General features: G+C 50.9%; 16 protein-coding genes and 2 pseudogenes. 16 read left to right on the top strand and 2 right to left on the bottom strand.

Annotated elements, in window-relative coordinates; all coding sequences use genetic code 11:
- Positions 1-47: 47 nt before the first annotated feature.
- The 4 genes from SSCH_RS00080 to spoIIR all read left to right on the top strand — a co-directional run bounded on the left by SSCH_RS00080 (position 48) and on the right by spoIIR (position 4,807).
- Positions 48-368: a FliH/SctL family protein gene (locus SSCH_RS00080; protein WP_052835135.1), complete on the top strand. Its 321-nt coding sequence runs from the start codon at positions 48-50 to the stop codon at positions 366-368.
- A 162-nt stretch (positions 369-530) separates the two neighbouring features.
- Positions 531-1,286: a CAP domain-containing protein gene (locus SSCH_RS00075; RefSeq protein ID WP_052835134.1), complete on the top strand. Its 756-nt coding sequence runs from the start codon at positions 531-533 to the stop codon at positions 1,284-1,286.
- 656 nt (positions 1,287-1,942) lie between these two features.
- Entirely contained in the window at positions 1,943-3,484 is a 1,542-nt protein-coding gene (locus SSCH_RS00070; protein ID WP_044663702.1) for a DUF3794 and LysM peptidoglycan-binding domain-containing protein, read from the top strand.
- A gap of 495 nt (positions 3,485-3,979) precedes the next feature.
- A complete protein-coding gene (spoIIR, locus tag SSCH_RS15880) occupies positions 3,980-4,807 on the top strand; it encodes a stage II sporulation protein R (RefSeq protein WP_052835133.1) in 828 nt (275 codons plus the stop codon).
- Between the two features lie 116 nt (positions 4,808-4,923).
- Here the strand turns inward: spoIIR and SSCH_RS00060 are convergent, their stop codons facing one another.
- A complete protein-coding gene (locus tag SSCH_RS00060; protein WP_044663683.1) occupies positions 4,924-5,649 on the bottom strand; it encodes a ZIP family metal transporter in 726 nt (241 codons plus the stop codon).
- An 85-nt stretch (positions 5,650-5,734) separates the two neighbouring features.
- Between SSCH_RS00060 and SSCH_RS22180 the strand changes: the two genes are divergently transcribed.
- The 11 genes and pseudogenes from SSCH_RS22180 to SSCH_RS00020 all read left to right on the top strand — a co-directional run bounded on the left by SSCH_RS22180 (position 5,735) and on the right by SSCH_RS00020 (position 15,197).
- Positions 5,735-5,947 carry a type 1 glutamine amidotransferase family protein gene (locus SSCH_RS22180; protein ID WP_332306871.1) on the top strand — a complete coding sequence of 71 codons (213 nt, stop codon included), beginning with the start codon at positions 5,735-5,737 and terminating at the stop codon, positions 5,945-5,947.
- Positions 5,935-6,309: a cyanophycinase gene (locus SSCH_RS22175; protein ID WP_332306870.1), complete on the top strand. Its 375-nt coding sequence runs from the start codon at positions 5,935-5,937 to the stop codon at positions 6,307-6,309. The genes SSCH_RS22180 and SSCH_RS22175 overlap by 13 nt, the downstream gene beginning before the upstream one ends.
- A gap of 2 nt (positions 6,310-6,311) precedes the next feature.
- Positions 6,312-6,548, top strand: coding sequence for a type 1 glutamine amidotransferase family protein (locus tag SSCH_RS22170; protein ID WP_332306869.1), 237 nt, complete (start codon positions 6,312-6,314; stop codon positions 6,546-6,548).
- 68 nt (positions 6,549-6,616) lie between these two features.
- Positions 6,617-7,159 carry a cyanophycin synthetase family protein gene (locus SSCH_RS15875; RefSeq protein WP_052835132.1) on the top strand — a complete coding sequence of 181 codons (543 nt, stop codon included), beginning with the start codon at positions 6,617-6,619 and terminating at the stop codon, positions 7,157-7,159.
- Positions 7,077-9,260 (top strand): cyanophycin synthetase, encoded by a 2,184-nt coding sequence (gene cphA / locus SSCH_RS00050; RefSeq protein ID WP_198142023.1) that lies wholly within the window; start codon positions 7,077-7,079, stop codon positions 9,258-9,260. The genes SSCH_RS15875 and cphA overlap by 83 nt, the downstream gene beginning before the upstream one ends.
- 427 nt (positions 9,261-9,687) lie before the next feature.
- Complete coding sequence (gene ispE, locus SSCH_RS00045) at positions 9,688-10,593, top strand: 4-(cytidine 5'-diphospho)-2-C-methyl-D-erythritol kinase (RefSeq protein ID WP_052835130.1); 906 nt, start codon at positions 9,688-9,690, stop codon at positions 10,591-10,593.
- Between the two features lie 19 nt (positions 10,594-10,612).
- A complete protein-coding gene (locus tag SSCH_RS00040) occupies positions 10,613-11,311 on the top strand; it encodes a GntR family transcriptional regulator (protein WP_044663699.1) in 699 nt (232 codons plus the stop codon).
- Positions 11,312-11,589: 278 nt separating this feature from the next.
- Complete coding sequence (locus tag SSCH_RS00035; protein WP_084710791.1) at positions 11,590-12,339, top strand: nucleotidyltransferase family protein; 750 nt, start codon at positions 11,590-11,592, stop codon at positions 12,337-12,339.
- Between the two features lie 90 nt (positions 12,340-12,429).
- Positions 12,430-12,687, top strand: coding sequence for a septation regulator SpoVG (spoVG, locus tag SSCH_RS00030; RefSeq protein ID WP_044663681.1), 258 nt, complete (start codon positions 12,430-12,432; stop codon positions 12,685-12,687).
- Between the two features lie 146 nt (positions 12,688-12,833).
- Entirely contained in the window at positions 12,834-14,219 is a 1,386-nt protein-coding gene (gene glmU, locus SSCH_RS00025) for a bifunctional UDP-N-acetylglucosamine diphosphorylase/glucosamine-1-phosphate N-acetyltransferase GlmU (protein WP_044663680.1), read from the top strand.
- Between the two features lie 32 nt (positions 14,220-14,251).
- Positions 14,252-15,197, top strand: a pseudogene (locus tag SSCH_RS00020) (ribose-phosphate diphosphokinase).
- A 3-nt stretch (positions 15,198-15,200) separates the two neighbouring features.
- Here the strand turns inward: SSCH_RS00020 and SSCH_RS00015 are convergent.
- Positions 15,201-15,863 carry a PRC-barrel domain-containing protein gene (locus tag SSCH_RS00015; RefSeq protein ID WP_052835129.1) on the bottom strand — a complete coding sequence of 221 codons (663 nt, stop codon included), beginning with the start codon at positions 15,861-15,863 and terminating at the stop codon, positions 15,201-15,203.
- A gap of 112 nt (positions 15,864-15,975) precedes the next feature.
- Here SSCH_RS00015 and SSCH_RS19685 point away from each other — a divergent pair.
- A pseudogene (locus SSCH_RS19685) lies at positions 15,976-17,187 on the top strand (ISAs1 family transposase).
- Positions 17,188-17,274 lie beyond the last annotated feature (87 nt).

Here is a 17,274-nt window from a genome sequence, read left to right as displayed (position 1 = left end):
CTATCATGATGGGGCAGTGGAGCACAGCAGATTAAGGGGGTTTGAGTATGGGCAAGGCCAAAAGTGTTGAACAGTTGTGGCTTCTCGAACACATTTACGGACGTGGTTATGATGGCGGTTACAAAGATGGGCGTAAGGATGGCTTTGCCGAAGGCTATAAGGCTGGCAGTGCAGAAGGGGCTAAGTGTGGCAGGAAGGAGGGCAGGGAACAGGGTTATTTAGAGGGCCTGGAGTCAGGGTATGCGGCGGGGAAAAAGGATGCTGATATAGTTTTTGATCAGGGGTGGGATCAGGGGTACCAGAAGGGATATGAGGATGGGTTGGCAGCCGCCCATAACCAAAAGGATAAAAGGCCTAAATTATCATAATTATGCAATAGGTCATAAATGTCTAAAAAAAAGATTATGAGTGTGTCCTGGTCGCCTGGTTTCTTGTTATACCAGATAAAGGGGAAATAACAACTTCGCCAAAATAACCGATATGCCAGTATAATAATGTCTAAATTACTTGAAAGGAGCCGAAAAACCAGGATGATCCCCAAAAAATTGCGATACTCCATATCTGTACTGCTTGTCGGTTTGCTGATGGCTCTGCTTCCTGTGACTGCTTTTGCGGCAACGCGGTATGTTTACTACCAGGGTAGTCTCAGTGACCAGGTGCTGACGAGGATTCTCAAACAGGTTTTCCCGGGAGATGATTTCAAAATTATTCGCTCGGGATTGAAGCCACAGCCACAGCCACAACCCGAGCCGGTGCCGGAGCCGAAGCCACAGCCACAACCGGAACCGGAGCCACAACCGGAGCCACAGCCAGAACCACAGCCGCAACCAGATCCACAGCCAGATCCACAGCCGCAGCCTCAGCCGAATCCGGAACCCGCACCTGGTTCAGATTCTATCACATTGACCCAGTATGAACAGCAGATGGTTAATCTCGTCAACCAGGAACGCCAAAAGGTTGGGCTGAAGCCTCTCGCAGTGGATAAAAGGCTGGTGCGTCTGGCACGCTTAAAAAGTCAGGATATGGTGGACAAGAACTATTTCAGCCACCAGTCACCCACTTACGGGTCTCCTTTTGACATGATGAAAAATGCCGGGGTGACTTACCGCTGGGCGGGAGAGAATATTGCCGGTGCAGGTACAGTGGACAGGGCTCATAACGCTCTTATGAATTCTGATGGGCACCGTGCCAATATATTGAAGCCTGAATTTACTCATATCGGCATCGGCATCATCCAGGAGGGTCCATATGGGATGATGTTTACCCAGATGTTCATCGGCGTCTAAATACCGGGGCCAGGCTTGCTTCGGTATTTATTCCCACTTCCAACTTCTCACTTCCCACATCTCATTTATGGTGACAGGGGACGGATCTCTGTCACCTTTCATCCTCCTGCGGTGCCGCTATGAACGGAAGTTAGAAGTTAGTGCCTGGCGCCATTATTGGCTATCGCGGCCGCCTTTGCTTTATGGAACAGTGGAACAATCAGAGATGGTTCTTGCGGTTTCTTTTCCAACGGGGCAATCTTTTTCCTGCCACTAACGACCAACTCGAAAGACAGAAGCCGGAGACCGGAAATCGGAAGCTGAACATCAAGAGTGGACGTTTTTTTGTCTCAGATCACAGCACAAAAAAGCAACGATTCATTTCAGGCAAGGCATTTTTTGTTCCAACGACCAACCCAAAATGCGGAGGTCAGAAACCAGAAGTCGGGGGTCTGGAATGTATACAGGGGACTGTCCCCCTTGCACGCGAGCGTCCGGGGTTAGATGTCGAATTACCTGAAAGATCGATGTCAAAATATCCTTTTCAAAGGTGTCAAAATATGCCAAAAGCTGCTGCAACTTCCTGTAGCAGCTTATTTATTGAACAAATACACTCTCTTTATCCCTCTGGCATATTATATTACAGAAAAATGTGCCTGGAAAAGGAGGGAGAAGAGATGATTCGCTGCGAGACATTAAAGCTGGAACATGTAGTCGGAGAAATGTCAAAACAGGCTGTTGTACAGGGTGATTTTCATGTGCCGAAGCCAAAACCGGGGATCGAGAAGATAATTTCTGTAGATAAGACAGTCAAGATAACCAAGGAAGAGGTTATTAAAAACAAGGTGATCATTGAGGGTTACCTCAATCTGCAGATCGTCTATGTCGCTGATGCCCCTGGCCAGCCGGTTCATCATACTCATGCGCGTCTGGAATTTACGCAGTTTGTGGAGATAGACGGTGCAGAGCCGGAGATGACTGTACGGACGAAAGTAAAAGTTGAGGATATCCAGGGGAAGGTCAAATCCGGGCGTCCACATATGTTCGAGATCACTGCTGTTATTCTCGTCTTTGCAAAGGTAACACAATTAGAAGAGATTACGCTGATGGTAGAACCACCCCCTGGGGTAGAGGCTGTCACAGAAAGTCTTCGCTTGGAAGAAGTGATCGCTGAAGGCAGTGCCCAGGCCATGGTTTCCGGGAGACTGCGGGTGCCCCCGGAGAAGCCCCCGGTAGAAAAGGTCCTGGATGTAGATGCCAGTATAACTATCACCGATAAAAAGGTTATTGAGAACAAAGTGATCATAGAGGGGGATATCACCTTACAGGTCATCTATGTGGCTGCAATGGCTACCCAGCCTGTTCATCACATGCACGGGACGATCCATTTTACCCAGTTTATCGAAGTCTTCGGGGCTCAACCGGGGATGAATGTTACGGTCGAAGAAACCATTACCCATGTCAGCTTTGATGTGGTGGATCCCTGTACAGTCGGTGTAGAAGTGATCATGGATATGACAGCTAAGGTTACTGAGCCGAGGCAGCTGGATGTTGTTGTTGACCTGATCGGTGTGGAGACCACCCGAGAGTTGCTCAGGGTTGACAATGTGGTCGGTGAGGATCACACCCAGGCCAATGTAAGGGATGAGCTGGTTGTTCCCTATGAAAAACCGGGTGTAACCAAGGTTCTGGATGTGAAGGTACACAAGGTGGAGGTCCTGCCGGAAGACATTGTCATCATTAAGGATAAGGTGATTGTCAGCGGCAAGATCGAGGCCCAGGTTCTTTATGTCAGCGATATGCCCGACCAATCGGTGCACCATGTTGATGCTGTGTTGAAGTTCCGCAATTTCATACCGATACCTGGTGCCACACCGGAGATGAATGTCAGTGTGCGGGCAGCAGTAGAGCATGTGGCCGGCCGTCCGGCAGACAGCAGCAGGAAGGTTATTCTGGAAATTGTGCTTAATCTGACTGCCCGGGTAGTGGATACCGTTCAGATTTTCGTGGTGATCTGTGAGGAAATACCACCGGCACCGCCAGTACCGCCAGGACCGCCGCCATGCCCCTTCGAGCATGTGGTGCAGGCAGGGGATACCATCTGGAAGCTGTCCATGAGGTATCATGTCAGTGTTGATCATATCCTTGCTGCCAATCCCGGGGTTGATCCCTATAATCTTCAGATCGGTTCGGTGCTGATCATACCCTGTGATCCGTAGAAAAGTTTATTTATCGCAAACCCTGTTTGCAGTGAAAGCTGTAAGCAGGGTTTTTTCGTTTGGATCAAGGGGACGGCAGACTGTGGGAATAATCCATATGGCATGCCTTGCAGTGAACAAACCTATGTATTGCGGTGTTCAAACCCAGTTTGGCACTTTTTACACAGACTCACGGTTCTTCTGATCCATCTCTTTAGTTGGAATAGAGTTGGATTAAGGGATGGTTCTTTTGAAGTTTTTTACGAGAGATGACCGGAGCCAGGACAATATGTGCTGGTTTCCCAAGTCCGTACAAGGCAGCCCCTGGATAGTCCAGGCTTCAGCCTTTCGGTCTCTGACTTCTATTTTACGGGTTGGGGATTTGTCGTCGGACAATAAAATAAGCCTCACGAGCAGTAAGTAAATTACTCAAGCCTGACCCCATGTTTAAGAAAGCAAAATATGGAAATAATGGGGTGCAAAGATTGCTTTTTGGGAGAGAGGATGGGATTAACGGTGAAAAAATTGATGATCCGCTTCGGAATTATTCTTTTTCTCGGGTTTGCAATTTTTGCGACACTGGCCCTGGCACCTGTAAAAGACGGGGATCCGGGGGAGGACAGGCAGATTTGCAGAGATGTGGTTCGCTTTCATGTTGTGGCTAAAAGTGATCAAAGTGCTGACCAGGAACTAAAATTAAAGGTGCGGGATGCTGTTCTTGACTACCTGCGTCCGAATCTTGAAGGTGTACAGGATCAACAAGAGGCAGCTGTCATCATCCAGGATAAACTGCCTCAGATTGAGGAAGTGGCTGTCCAAACCCTGCGCATCAATGGCTGCAGTGATCAGGTGCAGGTTTATTATGGAGACTATGACTTTCCTGTCCGTGTCTATGGCCCGCTGACCTTCCCGGAGGGGAGATACCAGTCTCTCAGGATTGTGCTGGGAGAAGGGGAGGGTAAGAACTGGTGGTGCTGCCTCTTCCCCCCACTCTGTTTTGTGGATATAACCAATTCTGCCCAGCAGCTTCAGGAAGATAAAAAACCGGACAGCGATGTGTGCCAGCTGACAGATGATGGTGATGGAGGGGATGAGACGAACAGCGATTCCAGTCAGCTTGCGGACGAGGATGAGAAGGATTTATGCCGGCATATGGATCAGGAAAAGCCAGGGGATGAGCAGGATAAGCAGGATAAGCAGGGTCAGCAGGTGGAGAAAATCCTGTTAATTGACAGTGGTTCTGAGCCGGAGGAGCAGGTTCGTCTGACAACTAAAATCGGCGAGTGGCTGGAAAACTCCCGGGACCGCTCTCTTCTTTCCTGGCTCTGGCAGTGGCGCAGTTAACTGATCAGATGAGCAAGCCGGTTATCATCAAGTGTGCAGTTAACCCATACTTGCGATCTAAATGACGATCGCCCTGAAACGCCCTGAAACAGGTTGAGGCCGGCATTGAGTCGCAGTTAACCGGCGATAAACTGAGAAAACCAGAGGAGAAGGTAACCGGCGATTACACCGCACCAGCACCAGAGCATGCTCATGCGTTGTGCTGCCGGAAGCAGTTCATCTTTGATCAGATAGATCATCGCTCCGGCAGCCAGAGCCAAAAGAAATGAAAGGTGCTGGGGGGACACCTGGATCAGGAAAAGCCCGAAGAGTGTCCCCAGCGGTGTAAAGAGGCTGACAATAATATTGATCAACAGAATATGACTACGCCTGAGGCCGCCCATCTGTAGAGGGGCGGCTGTGGCGATCCCTTCAGGAATATTATGCAGAGCAATAGAAAAGGCTAAAAGTGGCCCCAGCTTTCCGCCCACAGCATAGGCTCCTGCAATGGCTATCCCTTCCGGCAGGTCATGCAGGGCGATGCCGATGGTCATCATGTAGCCCAGCCGCCTCATAGCGATAATTTGATGAAAGGGTGAGGTGACCGTGCGACTGGCAAAAGCGCGGTCGATCACCCACAGGATACCGATTCCAACTGCTGTTCCTATTATCGTTTCCAGTGGTGTACCTGTATCCAGTGATGCCGGTATGAGGTCAAGGATCACAACAGCCAGCATCACCCCGGCGGCACCACCCAGCATTACAGCCAGGGTACGGCGTCCGGGGATCCTGGTAAGGAGAACTATTAAACACCCTATAGCAGTAGCCAGCCCGGCCAAGAGGCTGGGAAGCAGTGCAGACATAGTATCACCTGCCCTTCCGGGTACAATTTATGCAAACATCTCCGGTTTATGCCTGCCCGATTCTGGATTGAAGGGAGAGATGAAGATGTCCGGTAAGGTCAAGGGAACCCTGGTGATCATCGGAGGGTCTGAGGACAGGAAGCACAAATGCCTGATCTTGAAAAGGTTTGTGGAGCTTGCGGGTGGGGAGAAGGCGAGACTGGCGGTCATCACTGCTGCTACAGCGAAACCCACATCAGTGGGGAGCTTTATCGCGGCATTTTTCAGGAGTTGGGGGTGCAGGATGTGGCAGTTTTGAATGTGAACACCCGCCAGGATGCCGGCGCTGCCAAAGCAGGGGAGGCTTTAGAGCAAGCCACCGGGATTTTCTTTACCGGGGGAGACCAGCTTCGTCTGACCAGTATCCTGGGTGGGACCCAGGTAGATGATGCCCTGCATACCGCATATGGCAGGGGAACCATCATCGCAGGAACCAGTGCCGGGGCCTCAGCGATGAGTGAGACAATGATTGTGGAGGGGGAGGAAACCGAAGCACCCCGCAAAAACACCGTACAGATGGCCCCTGGTATGGGTTTATTGCATGGGGTGGTTGTAGATCAGCACTTCGCCCAGAGAGGGAGGTTGGGCAGACTGCTTGCTGCAGTTGCGCAGTATCCCTGAGTGTGTTGGGGGTGGGGATCGATGAGGATACAGCCATTATTATTTCACCTGACGGCACCTTCGAAGTGATCGGGTCACAGACGGTCACCATTATCGATGGCAAGCAGATTCAGGAAACAAATGTTTCTTCAGCAAGCCCTGACGAGCCCCTGGCCTTGACAAATGTGATCATGCATATTCTCCCGGCCGCCTACAGGTTCGATATGAAGAACAGAAGACCCCTTGGGCAAGACGTATAATCCAGGCTCATATTAGAAAAAATAGGAAGTGGTATGCTTTCTATGTCTATTCGAGGAGGCTTCTCATTGTGAAAATCTTGAAAACCCGGGTCATTGAGGGCCGGAATGTCTGGAGTCATTCCCCGATCCTTGAGGCCCGGCTTTATTTTGCCCCCCGGGAGCGTATCAGTACTGACCAGCTGCCCGGTTTTGCCGATGCTCTCCAGGGATTGCTGCCGGGGCTTACAGGTCACACCTGTGGGCGCGGCTACCCTGGAGGGTTTATTGAACGCCTGCAAGAGGGGACATACCTGGGGCATGTTGTGGAACATGTGGCTTTAGAACTGCAAGCAGAGGCAGGTTTTCCTGTGTATTTCGGCAAGACAGTGCGGGGGGATAAACCCGGCACCTGGGATTTGGTGCTGGAGTACGGCACCCCGGAACTGGGAAAGGCTGCATTAAAGACAGCGGTGGCCATGATATCGGCGCTCCTGGCCGAACGCTCCTTTCCTGTGAAGGAAAACCTGGCACACTTGCGTGATGTGGGTCTTGCCACCCGGCCCGGCCCCAGCCACAGAGAGCATTCTCAAGGCCTGCAGCCTGCGGGGGATTCCGGTTCTTTCTCTGAGTGATGGCGCCTGTTACCAGTTGGGATATGGGTGCCGCCATAAAAGGATCCAGGCTACTATCACATCAGAAACCCCAGCCCTGGCAGTGGATCTGGCATCTCATAAGGAAACCACCGCCAGGCTGCTGTATGGGGCTGGACTGCCGGTACCGCCCGGTCGGGTTGTGACAACCATCAGAGAAGCTCTGTCTGCTGCCAGGGAATTGGGCTATCCTGTTGTGGTGAAGCCCTGTTGCGGCAACCAGGGGAAGGGAGTTCTCTTAGATATAATAAATGACAGCGAGCTAAAAGATGCTTACAGAATGGCCAGGAAATTTGACAAAGAGGTGCTGGTGGAGAAATACATAGAAGGGCGGAATTATCGCTTGCTGGTGATCGGAGGGAGGATGGCGGCGGCAGCAGAGCGCTTTCCCGCCTCTGTAACAGGGGATGGTGTTCATACCATCAGGGAGTTGGTAGAGATGGCCAACCAGGACTCAAGGCGTGGCAGAGGGCATGATCTTCCTTTAACTAAAATGGAGATCGATCAGGCTGCCCTGCTGGAATTGAAAAGGCAGGGTTGCGACCCGGAGTCCTGCCCGGGGCCGGGAAAGCGGATTTATCTGCGCAGGAATGCCAATTTGAGCACAGGAGGCAGTGCAGCTGATGTAACAGATGAGGTGCATCCGGAGAACAGCTTGTTAGCTGTAAAAGCGGCAGCTGTGTTAGGGTTGGATGTTGCAGGTATTGATCTGGTGGCACCGGATATTGCCAGACCGCTGCGGGAGGATGGTGGGGTGATCATCGAGGTAAATGCCGCTCCTGGGTTCAGGATGCACCTGCACCCTGATAGGGGGACACCCCGTGATGTGGGAAAAGAGCTTGTGGATTACCTGTTTCCTCCCGGCAGCAAGGTGAGCATTCCGGTGATCTCGATCACCGGAACCAATGGAAAAACCACGACAACTCGAATTTTAAACCACCTTTTTCGGCAGCAGGGGCTCAATGTGGGCATCACTACCACAGGAGGGGTTTACATCAACAACAAACGCATCCTCAGTGGGGATTCCACAGGCCCCGACAGTGCCCGCTCTGTTTTACAGGATTCCACAGTGGAAGTAGCCGTTTTGGAAACCGCCAGGGGTGGGATCCTGCGCGGTGGGTTGGGTTATGACCGGGCTGATGTGGCTGTGGTGACGAATATTGCCTCTGACCACCTGGGACAGGGTGGTATCGAAACCCTTGAGGACCTTTTTTGGGTAAAGTCGCTGGTTGTGGAGGCTGTCCAAAAGGACGGGTTTGTTGTTCTCAATGCCGATGATCCCTTTGCTCCAAGACTGGCGGACAGCTCCCGTGGTCAGGTGATCTACTTCAGCCTCCATGAAAATAATGTTCTGGTTCGTCGCCATCTGGGGGCTGGCGGGCGTGCTGTTTTTGTTAGAAATGGCTTTGTTTTTTATGGCTATGGTGAGGATGCAGTGCGCTTAATCAAGCTGAAGGCTATCCGGGCCGGAATGGGTGGCCGTGCGACCCACAACCTGGAAAATGCATTGGCTGCCGCTACAGCAGCTTATGTCAGCGGGGTTTCTCTTGCTGCAGTCAGGCGCGGGCTGCGCAGCTTCGGTGCCGACCATGATGATAACCCGGGGCGTTTGATGATCCAGGAGGTGGGAGGGGTTACTGTGATTGTGGACTATGGCCACAATGCTCCCGCTTTCCAGAAAATCGCCGAGTTTGCCAGGACACTGGAGAGGGGCAGGCTGATGGGCGTTATCGGGGTGCCGGGAGACCGGCGAAGCGACCAGATCATTCACGCCGGGGAAGTGGCTGCGGCAGGCTTTGAGGAGCTCTATATCCGTGAGGATGAGGACCTGAGGGGTCGTAAACAGGGGGAGACCGCCAAACTCCTCTACACCGGTGCCCGCCGCGCTGGAATGCCTGCGGAGAACCTGCATCTGATCCCTGATACTGTTATGGCCATTGAGGAGTCCCTGCGGCAGGCAAAACCCGGTGATGTGGTGGTTGTATTCTTCGAAGAACTGGATCCGGTTTTAGAGTGCCTGCACACCCTGGAACAGAAAGCGAAAAAGGAAGTACGGCGGGCAAAAGTGGTGGTTGGTCGTTAGTGGTTAGTGGTTAGATCCTTTTTCCAACAGGGTGTCTGCACCGGGGACTGTCCCCGGTGCATCTGAAAATCCTTTTCCAACGACTAACAACTAATGACCAACGACTAACCACTTATAAAACCACCATCAGTTGTGTAATTCACGATTTAGAAGTAAAATTAAGAGGAAGTAAAAGGGCCTCTTTGGAGGAACTGGTCATCAACAATAAAGGTGGACGCCTAAAATGTGGAGGTTGGAAACCAGGAGTCGGATGTCTGAGGGACGAAGGATCTGCATTCTGTTGATCTTTTTCCAACGACTAACGACTAACCACTACTGCCTTGGCGGAACCAGCGGAGGATAAAAGCAGATGCGAATTCATGTAGCGTTGCGGCACCAGCAGATAATGAAAACGAGCCGAAGTGAAGTGATGTAATGATGTTTCCGGGTGCCAGACAACATTTTTTTTTCCGGCCTCCGACCTCTGGCTTCTGACCTCTGTTTTCCGGAAGTTGTGCTTCCCTCTTTCGCCAAAATCAATCTTACCCTGGATGTGGGGGCTTTGAGACCGGATGGCTACCATGAGATCAGTTCGGTGCTGCAGACGATCAGCCTTGCTGATACCCTCAGTTTGACCGGGATTCCTGCGGGGATCACTGTATCTTGTAATACTCCAGGTGTTCCTGATGGACAGGATAACCTGGCTTACCGTGCACTGGCTGAGATTGCTCACCACTTGCCCGGGGGGATCAGTGTGGAGATCGAAAAGAGGATACCCCGGGGTGCTGGTCTGGGGGGTGGAAGCAGCAATGCGGCGGCAGCCTTAAAAGGTGCTGATCAACTTTATGCAATGGGCCTGTCAGAGGATGAACTCATAGCTGCCGCAGCTGTGGCGGGATCCGATGTCCCCTTTTTCATTTTAGGGGGAACTGTGCTTGCTGCAGGACGGGGAGAAAGGGTGAGGCGGGTTCCGCCCTTACCTGATTTCTGGGTGGTGTTGGTCAAGCCGCCATTTGAAGTGAGCACCGGGAAGATATACGGCCTTTACCAGATGAAGAAGACAGAACCGCGCACACCAAGACTTCTTCATGCCCTTGAAAAAGGAGACAGAGAAGGTGTGATCAGCGCGCTGGGCAACGACCTGGAGGCGGTCACCACAGGTTTATACCAGGAGATAGCCTCTATCAAACAGCGCCTGCTGCAGTTGGGTGCACTGGGAGCGATGATGGCGGGAAGCGGTCCCACTGTCTTCGGGTTGTTCAACGAGAAGGAGGATGCCCAGCAGGCGGCGGGAAAACTGCAAGAGGAGGATGCACAGCTGGATCTGTTTATCTGTAAAACAGTTTCTGCTTGATATAGAGAAGGGGGTTAAAATGGCCGATCAAAAGGAGAGGAGACTGCTGCCTGTCAAGTTGGATACCTACAAGCCCTTGCGGGAAGTGGTTTTTGATGCTGTGCGGGAGGCGATCATCGACGGTGTCCTGCGCCCGGGAGAGCGACTGATGGAATCCCAACTGGCAGAACAGCTGGGGGTCAGCAGGACACCTGTGCGGGAAGCGATCCGCAAACTGGAGCTAGAAGGATTTGTGGTCATGATTCCGCGGAAAGGGGCATATGTAGCGGGGATTTCTCTGAAAGATATTGCTGATGTTTTCGAGGTGAGGGCAGCACTGGAGGCGTTAGCCACAGTCCTGGCTGCTGAAAGGATCACCGAAGAGGAACTGGAAGAACTGGAAAGGATATTGGTCCGCAAGGCTGAAATTATCGAACAGCAGGAGATCGAGCTGTTTATTGAATCAGATAAGAAATTTCATGAAATCCTTTATCGTGCCAGCCGAAATCAGCGTTTGATTCAGATCCTGACTAATCTACAGGATGAGGTTCACCGCTTCCGTTCAGTTTCCCTGGCTTCCCCGGGCAGGATGCGTGTGGCTTTGGAGGAGCACAGGAAGGTTGTTGAGGCCCTGGCTGACCGCGATATCACACGGGCAGAGGCTCTGGCCTGGGAGCATATTGAGAATGCGGAGAACAGTTTGATGGAAGCGGTGCGCAAAAAAGGGGACATAAGTTAGTGGTTGGCTAATTAGTGGTTGGTGGTTGGTGGTTGGTCGTTAGTCGTTGGAAAAGGGATGCTCGGGCGGAAAAATAGTCAGAGACAGTTTCTGGTCCCGCAGACTCGGGGACAGTCCCCGGTGCACGTTCAGAGGTTGAAAGCGGGAATAGATGCCCGAAATGAGATGTTGAAAGTGGGAATAGATGTTTGATGCTGGAGGTCAGAGGTCGGAAGAAAGAGATCAGGAGAACCGTCCCCGTGATCTCTCCCGGGTCACCTTTTAGAAAAGAGGTTTAGATGATGGATAAAGTGGATGCCGTGGTTTTAGCGGGTGGTGGGGGGATCGAGGAGGGCGCGCCGGTGAAGGCGTTGCTCCCTATCGGTTCCCGGGTAATGGTGGATTATGTTGTTGAGGCACTCAAGAACAGCCGGGGAATAGAGCGCATTGTCCTGGTTGGGCCCGATGAACTCAGGTCCCATTATGATCAGACTGCTGGATTTCTTTTTGCAGAGCAGGGCTCAACACCCCTGAGGAGTTTTGCTGAAGGAGTGGGTGTTTTAGACACATCAAACACCTGGGTAATGGCATGCACAGGGGACATTCCCTTTTTGACCACTGCAGCGGTAGATGATTTCATTTCTAAGTGTTTTGAACGGGAAGCGGATTTTTATTACCCTATTGTGAAGAAAGAAACAGTGGAAAGCCGTTTTCCTGGTGTGAAGCGCACCTATGCCAGCCTGCGGGATGGCACCTTTACGGGCGGGAACCTTTTACTGGTCAGGCGAGAGATTATCAGCCGCTGTCTTTCAATAGCTGAGGAATTTGTAAGGTTGCGCAAGAAACCCGTAGCTTTAGCGCGGCTGGTGGGGTTAGGGATCCTCTGGAGCTATTTTTTCGGGCAGTTGACTGTGCCTGTGGCTGAGCGCAGGGTATCTGAGTTGGTTGGTGTCAGGGGGCGCGCTGTGATCAGCGATTATCCTGAAATCGGGGTGGATATGGACAAGGCTTCGGATTTAGAATTGATACAAGAACTTTCCGGGGAATAAATATCTTGTCTTTCAGGCAGGATTCTTATAAATCTTGGCGAATACACAAATTCAGACAATGACCGCACTAAAGGGAGGTTCAAGGATTTAATGCAGGTTACAGAAGTGCGCATACGCAAGGTGAACCAGGATGGAAGCAGAATGAAAGCTGTCTGCTCGGTAACCTTCGATAATGAATTTGTGGTACATGACATCAAGATTGTCGAAGGGGAAAGGGGCTTGTTTATAGCGATGCCGAGCCGGAAGACACCGGCCGGAGAATTTCGCGATATTGCTCATCCCATCAATTCTGATACCAGAAAGACCATTCAGGAGGCCATCTTAAACGCTTATCAGGAGGCGGAATAAAGTTTTAGCGAAGGTTCACGCAAGGATTTTAATTATTAAGGGGAATCTGGTATTCCCTTTTTTGTTGTTTCACGAATATTAAGAAAGAATAAACTCGGAGGGTTCGCATACCGAGGTGTAAACCAGGATCCAAGGAGTTGAAAGTTATGCAGGGAGTTGGAGCAGTAATTCTTGCTGCAGGTCAGGGCAAAAGAATGCGGTCAGAGACACCTAAGGTGCTGCATTGTGCCGCCGGGAGGCCTTTAGTTCGCCATGTTCTGGATGCTGTTGAGGAGGCAGGGATTACTGAGGTTGTGGTTGTTATCGGCCAGGGTGCTGACATGGTGCGAGAAGCCCTTGGCCCGCAGTATAATTATGCTCTTCAGGAAAAGCAGCTGGGGACAGGGGATGCGGTGCTAAAAGCTCTGCCCCACCTTTCCGCGGAGTGTAAGGAGGTGCTGGTTGTCTGCGGGGATACCCCACTTTTGAGGTCCGAAACCCTGGCGAAACTTGTCAGGTCAAGGCAGGAAACAGGGGCTGCCGCAGCAGTGCTCACGGGCATTTTTGAGGATCCCCAAGGGTATGGTCGCATTATCAGAACTGCAGATGACATGGTAGAGGCCATTGTTGAGGAAAGCGATGCAACTGTTGAACAAAAACGAATCCAGGAAATCAACACAGGTTCCTATGCCTTTACAAAGGAAGCCTTGGAGACAACGATTCACCGTTTACAGCCGGACAATAAGCAGGGAGAATATTATTTGACAGACTGCATTCACCTGCTGCGGGAGGCCGACCAGCCTGTTACAGCAGTGATCGCCCCCACCATAGAAACAGCAGGGATCAATACTCGCCGCCAGCTGGCTGATGCGGAGCGGATCTTGCGGGAGTGGGAGTGTGAGCGCCTGATGAGTGAGGGTGTGACAATTTATGATCCCAGCACAACTTATGTGGACAAAGGGGTCCAGGTCGGCCAGGATACAATAATTTACCCCTTTACTTTTCTTGAGGGTAAAACCATAATAGGCAGAAGGTGTGTGATCGGTCCCGGGACTCGGCTCTACAGTGTCCTTCTGGGGGATGGTGTTTCTGTACAGTATTCTGTGGTTGCAGCAAGCACTGTTGGGAACGAGTGCCAGATTGGTCCCTATTCCCACATCAGACCAGGGAATGTTTTAGCTGATCAGGTAAAGATTGGGGGCTTTGTGGAGTTGAAAGCTTCTTCTGTGGGAGAGGGGAGTAAAATACCTCATTTAAGCTATATCGGAGATACTGTTATTGGGACTGATGTTAATATCGGCGCCGGAACCATTACCTGCAACTATGACGGCGCACATAAACACAAAACATTTATCGAGGATGGAGTTTTTATCGGAAGCAATACAAATTTAGTTGCTCCTGTCAGTGTCGGGAAGGATGCTGTGATTGGTGCCGGGTCAACTATTACCAGGGATGTTCCTGCAGCCTGTTTAGCAGTTGAGCGAGCAAAACAGGTGATGATTCCCGACTGGGGGCAGAAAAAGAGGAAAAAAGGGGAGCACGAAGAAGAATGAAGGAAGCTAAAGCGAGGGAAGGGATCGGCGTGATGCTTTATACAAAAAAACTAAAGATTTTTACCGGTAATGCCAACCCGGAGTTAGCGAAGGAGATCGCCGCCTACCTGGGTATTGGCCTGGGGGATGTGCAGGTCTCCTACTTCAGCGATGGGGAGATCGGTGTAACCATCAATGAGAGTGTCAGGGGGGCGGATGTTTTTGTGATCCAGCCTACTTGCCCTCCCACCAATAAAAATGTGATGGAGCTATTAATCATGATCGATGCTCTCAAGAGGGCATCAGCAAGGCGTATCTGCGCTGTTTTGCCGTATTACGGATATGCACGCCAGGATCGGAAGTTAAAGGCACGGGATCCCATAACAGCCAAACTTTTGGCTAACCTGATCACCGCTGCCGGGGCCACCCGCGTCCTAGCCATGGATCTCCATGCAGGTCAGATCCAGGGGTTTTTCGACATACCGGTGGATCACCTGGCTGGGGGTGCCTATCCTCGCCGAGTATTTCCAGAACATCGGTATCGAGGATCCGATAGTGGTTTCTCCTGATGTGGGTGGTGTAACCAGAGCAAGGGACCTGGCCAGCCGTATGGAAACCACCATTGCTATTATCGATAAGCGCAGGCCGCGCCCCAATGTCGCTGAAGCGCTGCACCTGGTGGGTGATGTTCAAGGGAAAACGGCCATCCTGGTGGATGACATCATCGATACCGCCGGTACGATTACCAAAGCAGCAGAGACTCTTTTAGAGCGCGGGGCCAAAGAGGTTTACGCCTGTTGTACACACCCTGTGCTCTCAGGTCCCGCTCGGGAGCGACTGGAGGCCTCCCCATTGAAAGAGGTTGTTGTGACGAATACAATACCTGTTGCCCCGGAAGACCGCTTCCCCAGGATGAAGGTGCTCACTGTAGCCCCTCTTTTTGGGGAGTCGATCATCAGGATCCATGAGGACCTCTCTGTAAGCAAGCTTTTTGAGTAAAAATTAATCGGGTTCCTTCCCGGGAGGAGTATCTTCTTTTTCTTCTTCCGGGAGGGTTTCCTCGGGTTCATCCCCCTGCATTTTAGAGTGCAGTTGGCGTGCTTTGTTGACGAAGCGGTTGGTGGTGTCCTTGATGCTTTTAACCCCTTCGGCCAGTTTGCCGTCATCTCTTTTAAGGGTCTCCTCTGCTCCCTGGCGAACCACAAGCACATCTTTACCGATGGTGCGCACCTCATCTGCCGGGAGAAATGATTTACCTTTCCAGAGGCTTTCCGCAGGGTTTCCACTGATTTCAAAGGCCTTGATTTTCCCTGTTGCCGGGTCGATCATGTACTCAACAACATGACCCAGGGCTGTGCCATTTTCGGTTATTACCCGGGAACCCTTTAACTGGATATTATCCTTGACGAGTGTGAGGATCTGGGGCAGACTGGCGATTCTTTCAGCACTGCTTGCTTTTTGAATGGTTAGGGCGCTGTTCCCTACACTCACAACCCTGGGATAGGGGATCACCTTTTGTTCGCGAAAGATGTTGCCGCGCTGTACAAGAAGTGCCGCTACTTCCCCGGTTTGGTGGTTTACCACAAGACCCCGGATGCGCCCGATTTGTTTGCCCTCCTCCAGGGTGATCACCGGTAAGGAGAGAAATTGCCGGCTTCTACGCAACTGATATCGCCTCCTTGATTAGGCAGTTTACTGCTTTTTGCGGAGTAACTCTTTAAAATATATTGGTCCAGATAAGATGGTATGCCTCACGGCAAATTCATGTAGGAAGTAAATGGGTGTAAAAGTTGCTGGACAATCAACCAACTATGAATTAAGCTATAGCTCAGAAGTATATGTGGAGGGGATACTGATGAGCGAAAGCTTATATCAAGGGAAGTTTTTTGATTATTTTAGCGGATTGAACGATAGTAGAATGGAAGGGAAGATATGGCATCGATTAACCGATATCTTATTCATCGTGACCTGCGGAATTATTTGCGGCTACGATGAGTTTGAGCTTATCCATGTATGGGCTAAAGCACCGGATACGCAGAAATGGCTGAAGAAATATATTGCGTTGCCTAACGGAATTCCCTCATTGTCGACCCTTAAAAGAGGGTTTAGTGTGATTCGGCCCGAGGAGTTCTCAACGCGGTTCATCTCGTGGATGAATGCAGTGCTCCAACTGCCGGAAAAGGATGTTGTGTCCGTGGATGGGAAAACATCAAGAGGTTCGAAGGATGAACGCAAGGGTCAGAAGGCACTACATATGGTAAGCGCCTTGTGCCATTCACATGGCCTGGTGATCGGTCAGGTTAAAACGGACGAAAAAAGCAATGAGATCACAGCCATCCCGGAACTATTAGATCAGTTACTTATCGAAGGAAGTATCGTGACAATTGACGCTATAGGGTTGCAGACAAAGATCGTAACAAAAATTGTGAACGACAATAAAGCAGACTACGTGATCAATCTAAAGGGAAACCAGGAAGTGTTTCAGCAAGAGGTGAAAGAGTATTTTACGGATTTGGAACAGTCGGGAAAGCTCGAATAAATCAAGCATCAGGCGGTGCAGGAGGGTGCCCATGTTAAAAACAGTGCAGGACTTCAAGTTCTTAGCACACTGGAAAAAGGACATGGGCGCATCGAAAGAAGAACCTATTATTATTCAACAGATATCAACTGGATGGTGGATGCCAAGCGCGACTGGACTAAACTAATAGGGATCGGAATGGTCCTTCGGGAAGTGGAGTATACAGCAGAACCAGGTAAAACAACCAACGAAACCGTCTTCTATGTTGGAAGTGTAGGAAACGTTGCTGATTTCGCCAGGGCAGCACGCACCCATTGGGGCGTAGAGAGTATGCATTGGAGTCTCGACGTAATATTTGGAGATGATCATAATCGGACGCGAGAAACCGCGGCTGCACAAAATTTAGCCATTGTTAAACGGATGGTCTTTAACACACTCAAAAACGAAACCAAGATTTATACCCAAAAATGAGCAAACCGAAAAAGCGTGTTGTAGCGGCAACGGATCCCTCTTACCGAGATGTGCTGATCAATTTAAATTTTAAAGATCGTTAAGCGT

The organism is Syntrophaceticus schinkii (genome assembly GCF_000946815.1).
Classification (GTDB): Bacteria; Bacillota; DSM-12270; order Thermacetogeniales; family Thermacetogeniaceae; genus Syntrophaceticus; species Syntrophaceticus schinkii.
Note: the sequence above shows the minus strand (reverse complement) of the source record. Positions and strands in the feature narration are given on the sequence as shown.